At 52.7% G+C, this 13,557-nt stretch carries 13 protein-coding genes and 1 pseudogene; 7 read left to right on the top strand and 7 right to left on the bottom strand.

All coding sequences use genetic code 11. The features are described 5' to 3' along the window. From VB712_RS20435 to ftsH4, 4 genes are all read left to right on the top strand, one after another. Positions 1 to 165 (top strand): zinc ribbon domain-containing protein (locus VB712_RS20435; protein WP_416236287.1); only part of this gene is annotated, 165 nt, incomplete at its 5' end. 163 nt (positions 166 to 328) lie between these two features. After that, on the top strand, positions 329 to 1,714 hold the full coding sequence (gene pds / locus VB712_RS07725; RefSeq protein WP_323253798.1) for a 15-cis-phytoene desaturase: 1,386 nt from the start codon (positions 329 to 331) through the stop codon (positions 1,712 to 1,714). An 87-nt stretch (positions 1,715 to 1,801) separates the two neighbouring features. Next, positions 1,802 to 2,710 (top strand): 15-cis-phytoene synthase CrtB, encoded by a 909-nt coding sequence (gene crtB / locus VB712_RS07720; RefSeq protein WP_323253796.1) that lies wholly within the window; start codon positions 1,802 to 1,804, stop codon positions 2,708 to 2,710. A gap of 100 nt (positions 2,711 to 2,810) precedes the next feature. After that, on the top strand, positions 2,811 to 4,688 hold the full coding sequence (gene ftsH4 / locus VB712_RS07715; protein WP_323253794.1) for an ATP-dependent zinc metalloprotease FtsH4: 1,878 nt from the start codon (positions 2,811 to 2,813) through the stop codon (positions 4,686 to 4,688). Positions 4,689 to 4,882: 194 nt separating this feature from the next. Here ftsH4 and VB712_RS07710 read toward each other — a convergent pair whose 3' ends face one another. The 5 genes from VB712_RS07710 to patD all read right to left on the bottom strand — a co-directional run bounded on the left by VB712_RS07710 (position 4,883) and on the right by patD (position 7,703). After that, positions 4,883 to 5,701, bottom strand: coding sequence for a Uma2 family endonuclease (locus VB712_RS07710; protein ID WP_323253792.1), 819 nt, complete (start codon positions 5,699 to 5,701; stop codon positions 4,883 to 4,885). Positions 5,702 to 5,788: 87 nt separating this feature from the next. Continuing rightward, positions 5,789 to 6,481, bottom strand: coding sequence for a DUF2993 domain-containing protein (locus tag VB712_RS07705; RefSeq protein WP_323253790.1), 693 nt, complete (start codon positions 6,479 to 6,481; stop codon positions 5,789 to 5,791). 88 nt (positions 6,482 to 6,569) lie between these two features. After that, the gene (locus VB712_RS07700; RefSeq protein ID WP_323253788.1) at positions 6,570 to 6,914 is read right to left on the bottom strand and encodes a carbon dioxide-concentrating mechanism protein CcmK; all 345 of its coding nucleotides are present in this window, start codon (positions 6,912 to 6,914) and stop codon (positions 6,570 to 6,572) included. A 67-nt stretch (positions 6,915 to 6,981) separates the two neighbouring features. Next, the gene (locus VB712_RS07695) at positions 6,982 to 7,287 is read right to left on the bottom strand and encodes a BMC domain-containing protein (protein ID WP_323253786.1); all 306 of its coding nucleotides are present in this window, start codon (positions 7,285 to 7,287) and stop codon (positions 6,982 to 6,984) included. A 44-nt stretch (positions 7,288 to 7,331) separates the two neighbouring features. Continuing rightward, entirely contained in the window at positions 7,332 to 7,703 is a 372-nt protein-coding gene (patD, locus tag VB712_RS07690; RefSeq protein ID WP_323253784.1) for a heterocyst frequency control protein PatD, read from the bottom strand. 207 nt (positions 7,704 to 7,910) lie between these two features. Here patD and VB712_RS07685 point away from each other — a divergent pair, with 207 nt between their 5' ends. After that, entirely contained in the window at positions 7,911 to 10,232 is a 2,322-nt protein-coding gene (locus VB712_RS07685) for a bifunctional (p)ppGpp synthetase/guanosine-3',5'-bis(diphosphate) 3'-pyrophosphohydrolase (protein WP_323253782.1), read from the top strand. A 63-nt stretch (positions 10,233 to 10,295) separates the two neighbouring features. Next, the gene (locus VB712_RS07680; protein WP_323253780.1) at positions 10,296 to 11,021 is read left to right on the top strand and encodes an S-layer homology domain-containing protein; all 726 of its coding nucleotides are present in this window, start codon (positions 10,296 to 10,298) and stop codon (positions 11,019 to 11,021) included. An 84-nt stretch (positions 11,022 to 11,105) separates the two neighbouring features. Here the strand turns inward: VB712_RS07680 and VB712_RS07675 are convergent, their stop codons facing one another. Together VB712_RS07675 and nadA are read right to left on the bottom strand one after the other, a co-directional pair. Further along, a complete protein-coding gene (locus VB712_RS07675) occupies positions 11,106 to 11,798 on the bottom strand; it encodes a retropepsin-like aspartic protease (RefSeq protein WP_323253778.1) in 693 nt (230 codons plus the stop codon). Between the two features lie 182 nt (positions 11,799 to 11,980). After that, the gene (nadA, locus tag VB712_RS07670; RefSeq protein WP_323253776.1) at positions 11,981 to 12,943 is read right to left on the bottom strand and encodes a quinolinate synthase NadA; all 963 of its coding nucleotides are present in this window, start codon (positions 12,941 to 12,943) and stop codon (positions 11,981 to 11,983) included. A gap of 250 nt (positions 12,944 to 13,193) precedes the next feature. On the opposite strand from nadA, the pseudogene VB712_RS07665 reads away from it, so the two are divergent. Next, a pseudogene (locus VB712_RS07665) lies at positions 13,194 to 13,557 on the top strand (photosystem II q(b) protein); the annotation flags it as partial.

Below are 13,557 nucleotides of genomic sequence, written 5' to 3'. Positions count from 1 at the left end.
CACTGTCCCCATTGCGGCTATGAGGCTGACCGAGATGTGAATGCTGCCATCAACATCCTGCGCCTGGGACTAACTACCGTGGGGCACACGGGAAGTTATACGCTTGGGGAGATTGGGCCTCTGGCTGAGTTGGAGAAATCCTGCTCAGTTAAGTCCGGTCTTTGAACCAAGAATCCCCGTCGCTTCAGCGCGGGGAGTGTCAACCTGCGGACGGTTTGCGTCCTGAATTCAGGAATATGAATTCAAAACGCGATCATGTAACGAAACGCAACGTATAATATCCACAGAGCAAAATTGTAAACAAATCTTAAGGATTGAAACTCTTGCCATGCAAGTTGCGATCGCCGGAGCCGGATTAGCCGGATTAACCTGTGCCAAGTATCTCGTTGATGCGGGTCACACCCCCATAGTCCTAGAACGCCGCGATGTGTTGGGGGGGTTGGTTGCGGCTTGGCAAGATGCCGATGGCGATTGGTATGAAACGGGGCTGCACGTCTTCTTTGGGGCCTATCCCAATATGTTGCAACTGTTTGCCGAATTGGGCATTGAAGACCGTTTGCAGTGGAAAGAACACACACTCATTTTCAACCAACCGGAAAAGCCCGGCACTTATTCCCGCTTTGATGTGCCAGATCTACCTGCGCCGATCAATGTCATCCTCTCCATTTTACGCAATAACGATATGCTCACCTGGGAGCAAAAATTTCGTTTTGCCTGGGGGTTGTGGCCGGCCATTTTGCGCGGTCAGGACTATGTGGAAGCAATGGATCAGTACACCCTCCTAGAGTGGTTGGAACGCCAAGGGGTGGATGAAAAGGTCAATAGTGATATTTTCATCGCGGCATCTAAGGCCTTAACGTTTATTAATCCCGACGAAGTTTCTGCCACTGTTCCCCTCACCGCCTTAAATCGCTTCTTGCAGGAACGCTACGGCTCTAAGGTGGCTTTCCTCGATGGCTCCCCCACGGAAAGGCTTTGTCAGCCCTTGGTGGACTACATTACGGCCCATGGGGGCGAAGTCCATCTCAATCGCGCCCTTCAGGAAATTGCCCTCAATGAAGATCAGACGGTGAAGGGTTTTGTGATGCGGGATGGCGAGGTGATCACCGCTGATGCTTACGTTTCTGCCCTCTCGGTAGACCCGCTGAAAACCTTAATCCCTCAACCTTGGCGGGCGATGCCCTTTTTTGAAAAACTCAGTCACCTCGAAGGTGTGCCGGTGATTAATATTCATCTCTGGTTTGATCGTAAATTAACAGATATTGATCAATTGCTTTTTTCCCGCTCCGAACTCCTCAGTGTCTATGCGGATATGAGCAACACCTGTCGCGGCTATAGGAGCGATCGCTCCATGCTAGAACTCGTCCTCGCCCCCGCTGCGGATTGGATTAGCCAACCGGATGAGGCCATTCTCACCGCGACCCTGGCGGAATTACAAAAACTTTTTCCCCAGGACTTCAGCGGCGACAACCCTGCCCAACTGCTGAAATCGAAAGTGGTCAAAACCCCTCGCTCAGTCTACAAGGCAGTATCCGGCTCCCAAGCCCACCGCCCCACCCAAACCACCCCCATTGCTAACTTTTACCTGGCGGGGAGTTATACCTGGCAGGAATTTTTAGGAAGCATGGAGGGTGCGGTGCTTTCCGGTAAGCTGGCGGCAGGGGCAATTGCCCAAACCCCAGCCCCATCAACCGCCGCCTTAGTTGCGTCCTAGTCCACGTTACCCCAAACCTCAGTCCCCTTGGACAATGCTAATCTAATGGCGTATTCCCCTACCCCATCGCGTTCCAGCCCGGATTGAATGCTGCAACTGCCTAAACCCCACCCCACCACCCGCCCCCTCGTCTCCATAGACGAGTCCTACGAGTATTGTCGGCAAATTACGGCCCATTACTCGAAAACCTTCTATATGGGGACATTATTAATGCCCCCAGAAAAGCGCCGGGCCATCTGGGCCATTTACGAATGGTGTCGCCGTACTGATGAACTGGTAGATGGCCCCAAAGCTGCCGCCACCACCCCCGAAACCCTCGATCAATGGGAAAACCATCTCGAAGCGGTGTTTGCCGGTCATCCCCAGGAAGATGCGGATGTCGCCTTGGTGGATACCCTGGAGCGGTTCCCCATCCCCATTGAGCCGTTTCGGGATATGATCGCCGGCCAACGGATGGATCTCTACCGTAGCCGCTATGAAACCTTTAAGGAGTTGGAACTGTATTGCTATCGGGTGGCGGGAACGGTGGGTTTAATGACCAGCCCCGTGTTGGGGCTGATGGAGTCCACCACAGGACAAAAAGAGGCAATTGAGGCGGCGATCGCCCTCGGCATTGCCAACCAACTCACCAATATTCTCCGGGATGTGGGGGAAGATGCCGGGCGCGGTCGGATTTACCTGCCCTTAGAAGATTTAGCCCGCTTCAACTACACCGAAAAAGACCTATTCAACAGCGTTGTTGATAACCGCTGGCGGGCCTTCATGCAATTTGAAATCAAGCGGGCCCAAGACTTTTATCACCACGCCGAGCAGGGCATTCGCGCCCTCAACCCCGATGCCCGTTGGCCCGTTTGGTCTGCCCTGATGCTCTATCAAGGCATTCTCAAAGTAATTGAACAAAATCAGTACGACGTATTCAATCAGCGGGCCTTTGTCCCCAAAGGACGCAAACTGCTTTATTTACCCATTGCCTGGCTCCGGGCCCAAGCCCTTTAACCGAGACATTGACAACGGCCAACGGGGGACATCCACACCCCCAAAATCAGAATCAGCATTAGACAATAAAGGGACTAACCTTTTTTCATTGCTGCATCAGATGAGCGTTAAAAATCGACCGCAACGCAGTTGGCCCCGCCTGATTGGGAATATTTTCCTGATTGTCGGTACTGGCTTCTTTTTAATTAATCTCTTTTTCCCGCAACTTTTTGCCCCTGCGCCTACCCGCGTCCCCTATAGCCTGTTTCTCGATCAGGTGAACGATGGCGAAGTGGCCCGGGCTTTTGTCGGCCAAGACCAAATCCGCTATCAACTCAAGCCCGAAAATGGTGAAGAATACGGTTCAATCCTCTCCACTACGCCCATTTTTGATCTCGAACTCCCCCAACGGTTAGAAAGCAAAGGCGTTGAATTTGCCGCTGCTCCCCCCAAAGGGAATAACTGGTTTGGTAGTCTCCTCAGTTGGGTGATTCCGCCGTTAATTTTTGTGGGGATTTGGCAATTGTTCCTCGGTCGGGGCGGTGGTGGCCCTCAAGGGGCATTGTCGATTAATAAAAGTAAGGCCAAGGTTTATGTCGAGGATGATGCCACAAAAGTTGGCTTTGCCGATGTGGCCGGTGTAGAAGAGGCTAAGGCAGAATTAGAGGAAATTGTCGAATTTCTCAAAAATCCCCAACGCTATACCAATATTGGCGCAAGGATTCCTAAGGGGGTTCTACTGGTGGGGCCGCCGGGAACCGGGAAAACTTTGCTGGCTAAGGCTGTGGCCGGTGAGGCAGGGGTTTCGTTCTTTAGTATTTCTGGCTCGGAATTTGTGGAGCTATTTGTGGGAGCCGGGGCCGCAAGGGTGCGGGATTTGTTTGAACAGGCTAAGAAAAAAGCCCCCTGTATCATCTTTATTGATGAGTTGGATGCCATTGGGAAATCCCGCGCTGGTAACGGTTTTATGGCCGGGGGCAATGATGAACGGGAGCAAACCTTAAATCAATTACTCACGGAAATGGATGGCTTTGCGGCGGGGGATGCGACGGTGATTGTTCTTGCCGCCACGAACCGCCCGGAAACCCTCGATCCGGCTCTGCTGCGTCCCGGTCGTTTTGACCGTCAAGTTTTAGTCGATCGCCCCGATCTTCCCGGTCGCTTAAAAATCCTTGATATCTACGGCCGCAAGGTAAAACTGGATCCGGGGGTGGATCTGAAGGCGATCGCCACCCGTACCCCTGGCTTTTCCGGGGCTGATTTAGCCAACTTGGTGAACGAAGCCGCCCTCTTAGCCGCCCGTAACCAACGGGAAACTGTCACCCAGCCCGATTTTGCCGAGGCGATCGAGCGAGTCGTGGCAGGTTTAGAGAAGAAGAGCCGCGTCCTCAATGAGAAGGAAAAAACGATCGTTGCTTACCATGAAGTGGGCCATGCCCTCGTTGGGGCGTTAATGCCCGGTGGGGGGAAGGTGGCGAAAATTTCCATCGTTCCCCGTGGGATGGCGGCTTTAGGTTACACGCTGCAAATGCCCACGGAAGACCGCTTTTTAATGTCGGAAGCGGAGCTACGGGATCAAATTGCCACCCTTTTAGGGGGTCGGGCCGCTGAAGAGGTGGTTTTCGGCAGCATTACCACCGGAGCCGCCAATGACCTGCAACGGGCGACGGATTTAGCGGAGCGGATGGTGACAACCTACGGGATGAGCAAAGTTCTCGGGCCTTTAGCCTATGAAAAAGGTGGCGGCAATAGTTTCCTAGGGGAAGGGGGAATGATGAACCCCCGCCGCAATGTCAGCGACACCACCGCCCAAGCCATTGATGGGGAGGTGAAGGAGATTGTTGAACAGGGCCATCAGACGGCGATCGCCATCCTCCAAAAAAACCGCGACCTTCTTGAAACCATTACCCGGCAAATCCTTGAAACCGAAGTGATTGAAGGGGAAGCGTTGCAGAAACTCCTGGATCAAGCCCAAGGTTTAGAACCTGTGGCGGTTTAGGGAGAATCTGGTTATTGCCTTAGATCCGACATTCCGCAGGTTGACAAATAATATGAAATCCTCGTTACTTGGCTCTGCCAAGTAACGCTCCCTGGAGGGCTTCTGCCTCCATCTCAGGCGGCAGAGCCGCCGAGAGCTTGTGCCAAGGCAAAGCCATGGCACAAGATTTAAAGGGGGCGAAAGATTTTTCGCCCCTACAGTTGATCGGGGTCAATGCCCAAGCTGCGGAGATGGGCGGCGAGTCGTTCGGCCCTTTCTCGCTCTACTTCAGCCCTTTCCCTTTCTGCTTCAGCTTGAGCCTGTGCTGCTTCGGCCCTTTCCCTTTCCGCCGCTGACCGTTCCCGCTCTAAGAGCAATTGCTCCCGCTCCGCCTCTGCTGATAAGGGCATGAGATTGCCTTCGGAATCGTAGAACCGTAGCCAGATTGCCGTTTCCCGATAGAGTTCCCCTTGCCAATGGCCTAGCCAAAGTTCGAGGCCAGAAGACCACAGCCAACCCTGATCATTGGGGGTTAAGGGTTCATAATCCCCTTGGGTGGTCAATTGCCAACCTTGGAGGGATTGGGGATCAAAGGGGTCATAGACGAAATAGTTACGGGTGTGGAAGGTGTGAGCATACAAGTGTTTTTTCTCCCCTAAATCCACCGCAGCGGTGGAGGGAGACATCAATTCAATAATTACATCGGGATAACGCCCCTCCTCTTCCCACACCACCCAGCCCTGGCGGGGTTCGGAGCCATCCACATCTAAGACCACAAAAAAATCAGGGCCGCGAAAATCGCGATTTCTTGCTTGGGTGCGGCTGTAATAGATGAACATATTGCCGCCAACAAAATAGTTGGTGCGATCGCGCCAAGCTTGATGAATCGTCTCAATCAAGACGTTCATCGCAATCCGGTGACGATTACTTTCCAAGGGTTCTCCATCATCGAAAATCAAATCATCCGGGGGGAGCGGCACATCACAGGGATGAGGAGCCGCAAGGACTTCTGAAGGACGGGAGGGATAAGCCATAGGGAAACGCCCAGCAAGGTTTGCCCCAATTGTAGCGCGGGGACAAACAAATAGGGGCAAATGTACCGATCTAACCCAATCTAACCCTCACGCCGGAAACTCTGTCATGGCGGCGATCGCCTCCAATGTCACCAAACCCTGCTGCACCGTCAGACCCGCAATGATGAACTTTAACCCCTTCAACTCAAAGCGGCGTAAATTAAATACGGCTTCCCCTTGGGTACGGAGCACTTCTGCTAAGGGTTGTAAAGCAGGAGCAATGGAAGATTGAGCGGTTAGGAGCACCCCCCCGTTTGGCCGGATCGTCGGTAAAAATTGCCAGGTAGTAGCAGGGATCTCTGCCCCGCTCAAGGTCATATTCAACGTGCCATTGGCTTGGAGTTGGGTGTGAATCTCGGTGTGGGGATATCCGAGAGCCGTGAGTTGATGGCCTAAATCGGGGGAATGGAACGCCCCCTGAAAATCTTGATCCGTCAACACCATACAGCCCCGCCCATGGCTGGGTTGGGCCAGTTCAATATTCCCTAACAAAGCTTTAAAGGGCTTAACACGAATCCCCGTCATCTGAAGCTGCATTTGCTCCAGGCGCAAATCCTGGCGCATCACCAGCCCCACCCCATCAATATGGAGGGATTCCAATTCTCCCTGGGCCAAAAGTCCTGGATTCGTCTTCACCCGCACTGTCAACTGCTCTGCTGTGTTGATTTGGCTGGCAAAGGCAAATTCGGCCATTTTATTGAGGGCACTTTCCCCAAGGCGATTCGAGTTAATCAGCAGCACAGTGTTTTTACGGGGTAGGACTACATCCCCATAGTATATACATTTGTTATCATTTCGTGGAATTTATTCACAATTCCCAAGGCAAGCACTAACTATTGGAACCAAATATCCGGGGTTGATTGACGGAAGCCCGGAAGGAAGCCACCGATTCATTAAAATCAATGGGCAGCACCGCTACCACGTTTTCATGGGGGCGAGGAATAATCACCCAGGACTCCAACGCGCCACCATAGGCCGTTTCCACCGCTGCGATCCCGGCATCCATGGCCGCCTTCACCTCAGAAACATCGCCCCGGATATTCACCGTAAACCGCGCACTCCCCACCCGGATATAGCCCACCAGGGTGACACGCCCGGCTTTCACCATGGCATCCGCTGCGGCAAGTACCCCCGGAAAACCCTTCGTTTCTAACGATCCAACTGCCTCTGGCATACCAAATAACTCCTGTGAAATGACTTAAAAACAACTCAAAAATTCAAAAATGGGGGCGATCGCAACCTTAGCGGAATGGCTCCACGGATTCAGAATAGTCGATGGGCAGCACCGAGACGACATTTTCCGGAGGGTTCGGGACGATGTAGTGGGTAATCACTTCACCGCCATAGACATTTTCCGCCGCTTCAATCCCTGCGGGGTGAGCCGTTTTAACCTCGGAAACTGGGCCACGAATGGCCACCACAAAGCGACCACTTTCTGCTTTATCACACCACACCACCGTTACCCTGGCTGCCTTGACCATCGCATCGGCGGCGGCCAAAATTGCCGGAAATCCCAAGGTTTCGATGACGCTAACAGCTTCTGGCATAGGGGTTTGAAAATAGGTAGCGGAGAAAGAAGACGCTTCTCACTTTACCGTAAATTGGGTTCTCCATTGGCATTGGGATCAAGCTGTTCGAGGAGTTGAATAACTTGGTTCAAATGTTTTACAAAATCCCCTTGGCGTTTTGCGATCGCCTCCACCCTACGAGCGGATTGCAAAAAAAGGGCTTGGGTTTCGAGGAGTCGCCCCAAGCGATGGATTTCCGTGAGGAGCGATCGCTCCCTGCCCCCCAATTGATCGAACTCTAGCAGGGAAATTGTCGTCTGGTATACTTGTCTAACCTTTAAAAAATGCTCATACCAATCCGGGGGGATTAACCCCGGTTCGCGTAAAGACTTTCTTAAATTAACAAAGGTTTTTAAAACCGTTGCATATTGTTCACGATCAAAAGGAGACGGCATAATAGGAGTAATTGCCAAAGTATAAATTTTTAATACAAATATCTTGCGTATTGAGCGCATTTATGGAGAAATGCCCAAGGCATAGCCCATCTCAAGCTCTATTTTGTTTCTTCTGTCCCTCAGCCCTGTCCCGCTGCATCTACATCCCCCCGTTGCCGCATGGAGGATATCCAGTCGGCTCTACTCACTATTAAAGGACTAGCGACCATGACTCCCCCGATCCTAACCCATCCCCACCCCACCCCAGTAAACCGGGAGGCAATCCGCGATAACGCCCCTGTAGCCTCTCCCCCCCCACTACTTCCCACCGATATCACCCTACCTCCTTGGCTCCAAGATTGCCTACTCAACCCCACCCTTGGGAGTAATGAGGATGCCCTGTTAATTTGTCGGGCCTTTAACTTCGCCTATCAACTTCACGAGGGCCAACTGCGGAAATCCGGAGAACCCTACATTGCCCATCCCGTTGCTGTTGCCGGGTTATTGCGCGATCTAGGGGGGGATAGTGCCATGATTGCCGCCGGTTTTCTCCATGATGTGGTGGAAGATACCGATGTCACCCCCGAAGCCATTGAAGCAGAATTTGGCTTTGAAGTTCGGCAATTGGTGGAAGGTGTAACCAAGCTTTCCAGTTTTAACTTCTCTAGCAAAACGGAGCGACAGGCGGAAAACTTCCGCAGAATGTTCCTCGCCATGGCCCAGGATATTCGCGTCATCGTCGTCAAGCTTGCCGATCGCCTCCACAATATGCGCACCCTCGAACACCTCAGACCAGAAAAACAACAGCGCATCGCCCAGGAAACCCGTGATATTTTTGCCCCCCTCGCCAACCGTTTAGGGATTGGTCGCCTCAAGTGGGAACTCGAAGACCTCTGTTTTAAATACCTCGAACCCAACGCCTATCGAGAAATTCAGGGCTTAGTGGCAGAGCGGCGCATTGATCGCGAGGCACGGATTGAAAAAGTGACAGAAACGATCCGGGAGCGGTTAGCAGAATTGGGGATTGGCTTGGTTGAACTCCAAGGCCGCCCCAAGCACCTCTACGGTATCTATAAAAAAATGCAAGGCCAGCATAAGGCATTCCATGAAATTTACGATATCGCAGCGGTGCGGGTGATTACGGATACGAAGGATAGTTGTTATCGCGCTCTCTCTGTGGTGCATGATCTGTTCCGTCCGATTCCGGGCCGCTTTAAAGATTATATTGGCCTCCCCAAACCGAACCGCTATCAATCCCTCCATACCTCCGTTGTGGGGCTAACGGGCCGCCCCCTGGAAATCCAGATCCGCACGCTGGAAATGCACCACATCGCTGAATATGGGATTGCGGCCCATTGGAAATACAAAGAATCCGGCGGCAGTGTGGCGCAACTCTCCTCCGATGATGAGAAATTCACCTGGTTGCGGCAATTGCTGGAATGGCAAAATGATCTCAATGACGCTCAGGAATATGTAGAAAACCTCAAGTCGAATCTCTTTGAGGATGATGTTTATGTGTTTACCCCTGGGGGGGATGTGGTGGCTTTGGCGCGGGGGGCAACGGCGGTGGATTTTGCCTATCGCATCCATACGGAGGTGGGCAACCACATGAAGGGGGCGCGGGTGAATGGCCGGTGGTCGGTGCTGGATACGCCTTTGCAAAATGGGGATATTGTTGAGATTATTACGGCCAAAAGTAGCCGCCCCAGTTTAGATTGGCTCAATTTTGTTGTCACCCCCAGTGCGCGGAACCGGATTCGCCAATGGTATAAGCGATCGCACCGCGACGAGAATATCCTCCGGGGTCGGGAAATGCTGGAAAAAGAAATGGGCAAGAGTGGCCTCGATGCCCTGCTTAAGTCTGACCCGATGCAGGCGGTGGCGGAGCGGTGCAATTATCACACCGTTGAGGATTTGTTGGCGGCCTTGGGCTATGGGGAGATGACGCTGAATTTGGTGGTGAACCGGATTCGCGATGCGGTGAAGGCGCAACAACCCTTGGAGGTGGTGGAACCCCAAAATACGATCAGCACGACGATTGATCTGCCCACGGTACGGGTTGCGCCGGCCCATGGTGAGCCAAGTCAATACCCGATCTGTGGTGTGGAGGGGTTACTCCACCATATTGCGGGCTGTTGCCATCCGATTCCAGGGGAATCGATCATTGGCGTGGTGACGCGGACGCGGGGGATTTCGATCCATGGTCAGGGTTGTTTGAATGTGGAGGGGGTGGAGGGCGATCGCCTCATTCCCGTCAGTTGGAATCCTGCCGCCCTCCAGGGGAATCGCCGCCCCAGTTATCGGGTCAATATTCAGGTAGAAGTGTTAGATCGCGTCGGGATTATGCGGGATATTCTCGCCAAACTCAGCGACCAGAATATTAATGTCTGTCAAGCAGGGGTGATTACTCATCCGGGTAAACCGGCGTTGATTAATTTGGGGATCGAAATTGGCGATCGCCTTCAGTTGGATCAAAGTTTTAACCGCATTCGGCAAATGAGCGATGTGCTGAGTTTGCGGCGGGTTTCGACGGTGGAGGGAGAGAAGTAGGGGTTTATCCTCTAGGGGATCGGTTATTCTGGAGCGAGAGCTTTTTCCAGAGTTGCGCCAGACATGATCAAAAATTGGTTAGCCGTGATCGGGTTGGGTTTGGGGATGGGGGCGATCGCCCTTCTTTCCCCCAGTCCAGCCCAAGCCAGCCCGACGGATATTCAAGGCCACTGGGCGAGGCAATGTATTGAGCACCTCCATCGTCAGCAGGTGATGCCCGCTTTCCCCGATGGCACGTTTCGCCCCAGCCTCCCCATTACCCGCACGGAATTTGCGAAAATTCTCACCCGTGCTTTTCCCGAATCCCCCTTTATTCGGGATTATCAGGACGATACCTATGTGGATGTTTCCGAGGGTCATTGGGCGATCATGCCGATCCGCTATACCTATCAAACCAATTTCCTCTCTGGCTTTCCCCAGCGTACCTTTGCCCCCCAGGATAATATTCCTCGTATTCATGTGGTGGTGGCGATCGCCTCTGGTTTAAATCATTTCTTTCCTAGCCGCAACAGTGAACAAATCTTGAGCGAAACCTTCCAAGATGCGGGATCAATCCCCAGTTATGCCCGCAACTTAGTTGCCGCTGCTGTTGAGCAAAATTTGGTGATTTCCTTTCCCCTTGTGGGGCAATTTAACGGCAACCAATTGGCCAACCGGGGGGAAGTTGCCGCTTTTATCTGCCAAGCCACCAGCAGCCGGGGCATTGTTCCCCTCAACTATGTCGTAGGTGTGGGAGCGAAACAGCCACCAGCGTTCCGACCGTTGCCCTATGATGACTTCTTTTTTTGATGGTAAATCCTTCCCCTCTTAGCGCAACAGCCGCCAGCATTCCAACCGTTACCCCCTACGACCCCCTCTGTTAATTTAAAGGGTTTAGGAACCAGTACGGGGCGTGAGTTCGATTACATTTTCCTTAATCGCAATGTCGTAGGAACCATAAACATTTTGTCCCAACAGTCCTAAGCCTCCTAGGGCTAACTCGTCGGTACTTTCCGTAAAGGCAACCATGACATCGGTGAGGGATAAATCCCCCACTTGGAGCGATCGCACGGTGGCAAAGGTTGTGGGCAGGGTGCGGCCATCGGCTACTGTCACCATCCCTTCTCCTTGAATATCCGGCTCGATGGCATTGGCCATCGTGGGTAAGATCATCGTAGTGGAGGCTCCCGTATCAAAAAGCATCGGGAAAGTTTTGCCGTTAAAAGTAACTTCCACAACGGGAATATTGCCCTCCCGTCGAATAATCGGAATTGTGAATATTTGCGGGTCGGGGGCTGTGGCGGGTGCATCTGGAGAGGGGAGTTCACCACTGGCACAACTCCAATCGGTGATGAAAATATTGCGATCGGCCAAAACTTGCAACCGGCTTTGATAGGCGGTCAACTGTACAGCCCGTTGAGGAGCCAGTCGTTTCATTTGCTGCAAAATGGACACCCCTTGCCGCCAATTTTGCCCACAAATCGCCTGCTGGAGTTGTTGGTTGAGTCCATTGGCTAGACTGCTTGCGGAGAAGAGGGTAGAGAGGGCCGTACTGAGGAGGGCGATCGCCAGAACCCGAATGTGCATCACTGTTTTCCGTTGCTGAAGGGGAAATTCTTTTTCCATTATGAGAACCCCTACAGCAAATCGCCAACAAATTCCGCCCACCAAATCCTAGGGTGAGACGAAATCCGTTGATAGCATTGATCTGCGTAGGGGCGTTGGCGTAAGCCTGCCGGAGGCACAAAAATTTTTCGCCTCTCCATCAACTAACGACTCATCTCCAGCATCCGCTCAATGGGCCGCAACGCCGCCTCACAGGTGGCCAAGGGCAGCGTGATTTCCGGTTGCCGGTGCTTCATGGCTAAATACAACTTTTCCAAAGTATTCAAACGCATATGGGGGCATTCATTGCAGGCGCAATTTTGCAACGGCGGGGCGGGAATCAGCAACTTATCCGGGCAGGTCTTTTGCATTTGGTGCAAAATTCCTGACTCGGTGGCCACAATTAAGGTTTTGGCCTCGGTCTGCTGGGCATAGTTGAGCAACGCCGTCGTTGAGCCGATATAGTCGGCATGGCGCAGCACCTGCGGCTCACATTCGGGGTGGGCAATCAACAGGGCTTCCGGATGCTCCACCTGCAACTGAACAATTTTTTTCTCAGAAAACGTCTCATGGACAATGCAACTCCCTTGCCACAGCACCATCTCCCGCCCCGTTTGCTCCATGACGTAGCGGCCAAGGTTGCGATCGGGGGCAAAAATCAGCGGTTGATCCGCCGGAATTTGCTCGACAATCTTCACCGCGTTGGAACTGGTGCAGATAATATCGCTCATTGTTTTGATCGCCGCTGAACAGTTGATATAGGAGATCACCAAATGATCGGGGTATTGCGCTTTAAATGCGGCAAACTGATCCGGTGGGCAACTATCGGCAAGGGAGCAACCGGCATCGAGATCGGGTAACAGGACTTGCTTATCAGGGTTGAGGATTTTGGCGGTTTCCGCCATGAAGTGAACCCCGGCAAAAACGATCACCTCTGCTTTTGTTTCCGCTGCTTGTCGTGCTAACCCCAGGGAGTCGCCAATATAGTCAGCACAATCTTGGATATCCCCCTCTTGATAGTAGTGAGCGAGGATGATGGCGTTCAGATCTCCCTTGAGGGCGGCGATCGCCCCAAACAAATCTTCAGGGATGACCGGGGTGACAGGTCGGACAGCAGTAGTAAACACGATGGCTCTGGGGATAAAGTGGATTCTGGTTTAATTATAGTGAAAATTACCAAAATTACCAAGGGGGCGATCGCTCCCCCCGACCTGTTCGGGAATCCCCCCTGGCTGATAATCAAACCTGAACCCATCAATCAGCAAAACTGATCAGAAAATGAGTGCAATCCCTAAGAAATGTAAATACAATGAGACGTAATGCAAGACTACCTTGCAGCTTTTAATCATCATTCTGTAGTTGCAATCATTTAAAGCAATGACCACAACCGTTCAAACCCAACAAAGCGCCTCCCTCTGGGAACGCTTCTGTCAATGGGTCACCAGCACCAACAACCGCCTCTATGTGGGCTGGTTTGGTGTCTTGATGATCCCTACCCTCCTGACCGCCACCACCTGCTTCATCATCGCCTTCATCGCTGCTCCCCCCGTGGACATCGACGGCATCCGTGAACCCGTGGCTGGTTCCTTGCTCTACGGCAACAACATCATCTCTGGTGCGGTTGTTCCCTCCTCCAACGCCATCGGCTTGCACTTCTACCCCATCTGGGAAGCCGCTTCCCTCGATGAGTGGCTCTACAACGGTGGTCCCTACCAACTGGTGATTTTCCACTTCCTGATCG

It is taken from the genome of Spirulina sp. CCNP1310, from assembly GCF_034932185.1.
GTDB lineage: Bacteria > Cyanobacteriota > Cyanobacteriia > Cyanobacteriales > Spirulinaceae > Spirulina.
Note: the sequence above shows the minus strand (reverse complement) of the source record. Positions and strands in the feature narration are given on the sequence as shown.

Bases quoted from the DNA above. Each gene is read 5' to 3' on its own strand.
- patD (WP_323253784.1), bottom strand. From the start codon at position 7,703: ATGCCGTCTCCTTTTGATCGTGAACAATATGCAACGGTTTTAAAAACC.
- VB712_RS07710 (WP_323253792.1), bottom strand. From the start codon at position 5,701: ATGGCTTATCCCTCCCGTCCTTCAGAAGTCCTTGCGGCTCCTCATCCC.
- VB712_RS07680 (WP_323253780.1), top strand. From the start codon at position 10,296: ATGATCAAAAATTGGTTAGCCGTGATCGGGTTGGGTTTGGGGATGGGG.
- ftsH4 (WP_323253794.1), top strand. From the start codon at position 2,811: ATGAGCGTTAAAAATCGACCGCAACGCAGTTGGCCCCGCCTGATTGGG.
- VB712_RS07675 (WP_323253778.1), bottom strand. From the start codon at position 11,798: ATGCACATTCGGGTTCTGGCGATCGCCCTCCTCAGTACGGCCCTCTCT.
- VB712_RS07685 (WP_323253782.1), top strand. From the start codon at position 7,911: ATGACTCCCCCGATCCTAACCCATCCCCACCCCACCCCAGTAAACCGG.
- VB712_RS07695 (WP_323253786.1), bottom strand. From the start codon at position 7,287: ATGCCAGAAGCTGTTAGCGTCATCGAAACCTTGGGATTTCCGGCAATT.
- crtB (WP_323253796.1), top strand. From the start codon at position 1,802: ATGCTGCAACTGCCTAAACCCCACCCCACCACCCGCCCCCTCGTCTCC.
- VB712_RS07700 (WP_323253788.1), bottom strand. From the start codon at position 6,914: ATGCCAGAGGCAGTTGGATCGTTAGAAACGAAGGGTTTTCCGGGGGTA.
- pds (WP_323253798.1), top strand. From the start codon at position 329: ATGCAAGTTGCGATCGCCGGAGCCGGATTAGCCGGATTAACCTGTGCC.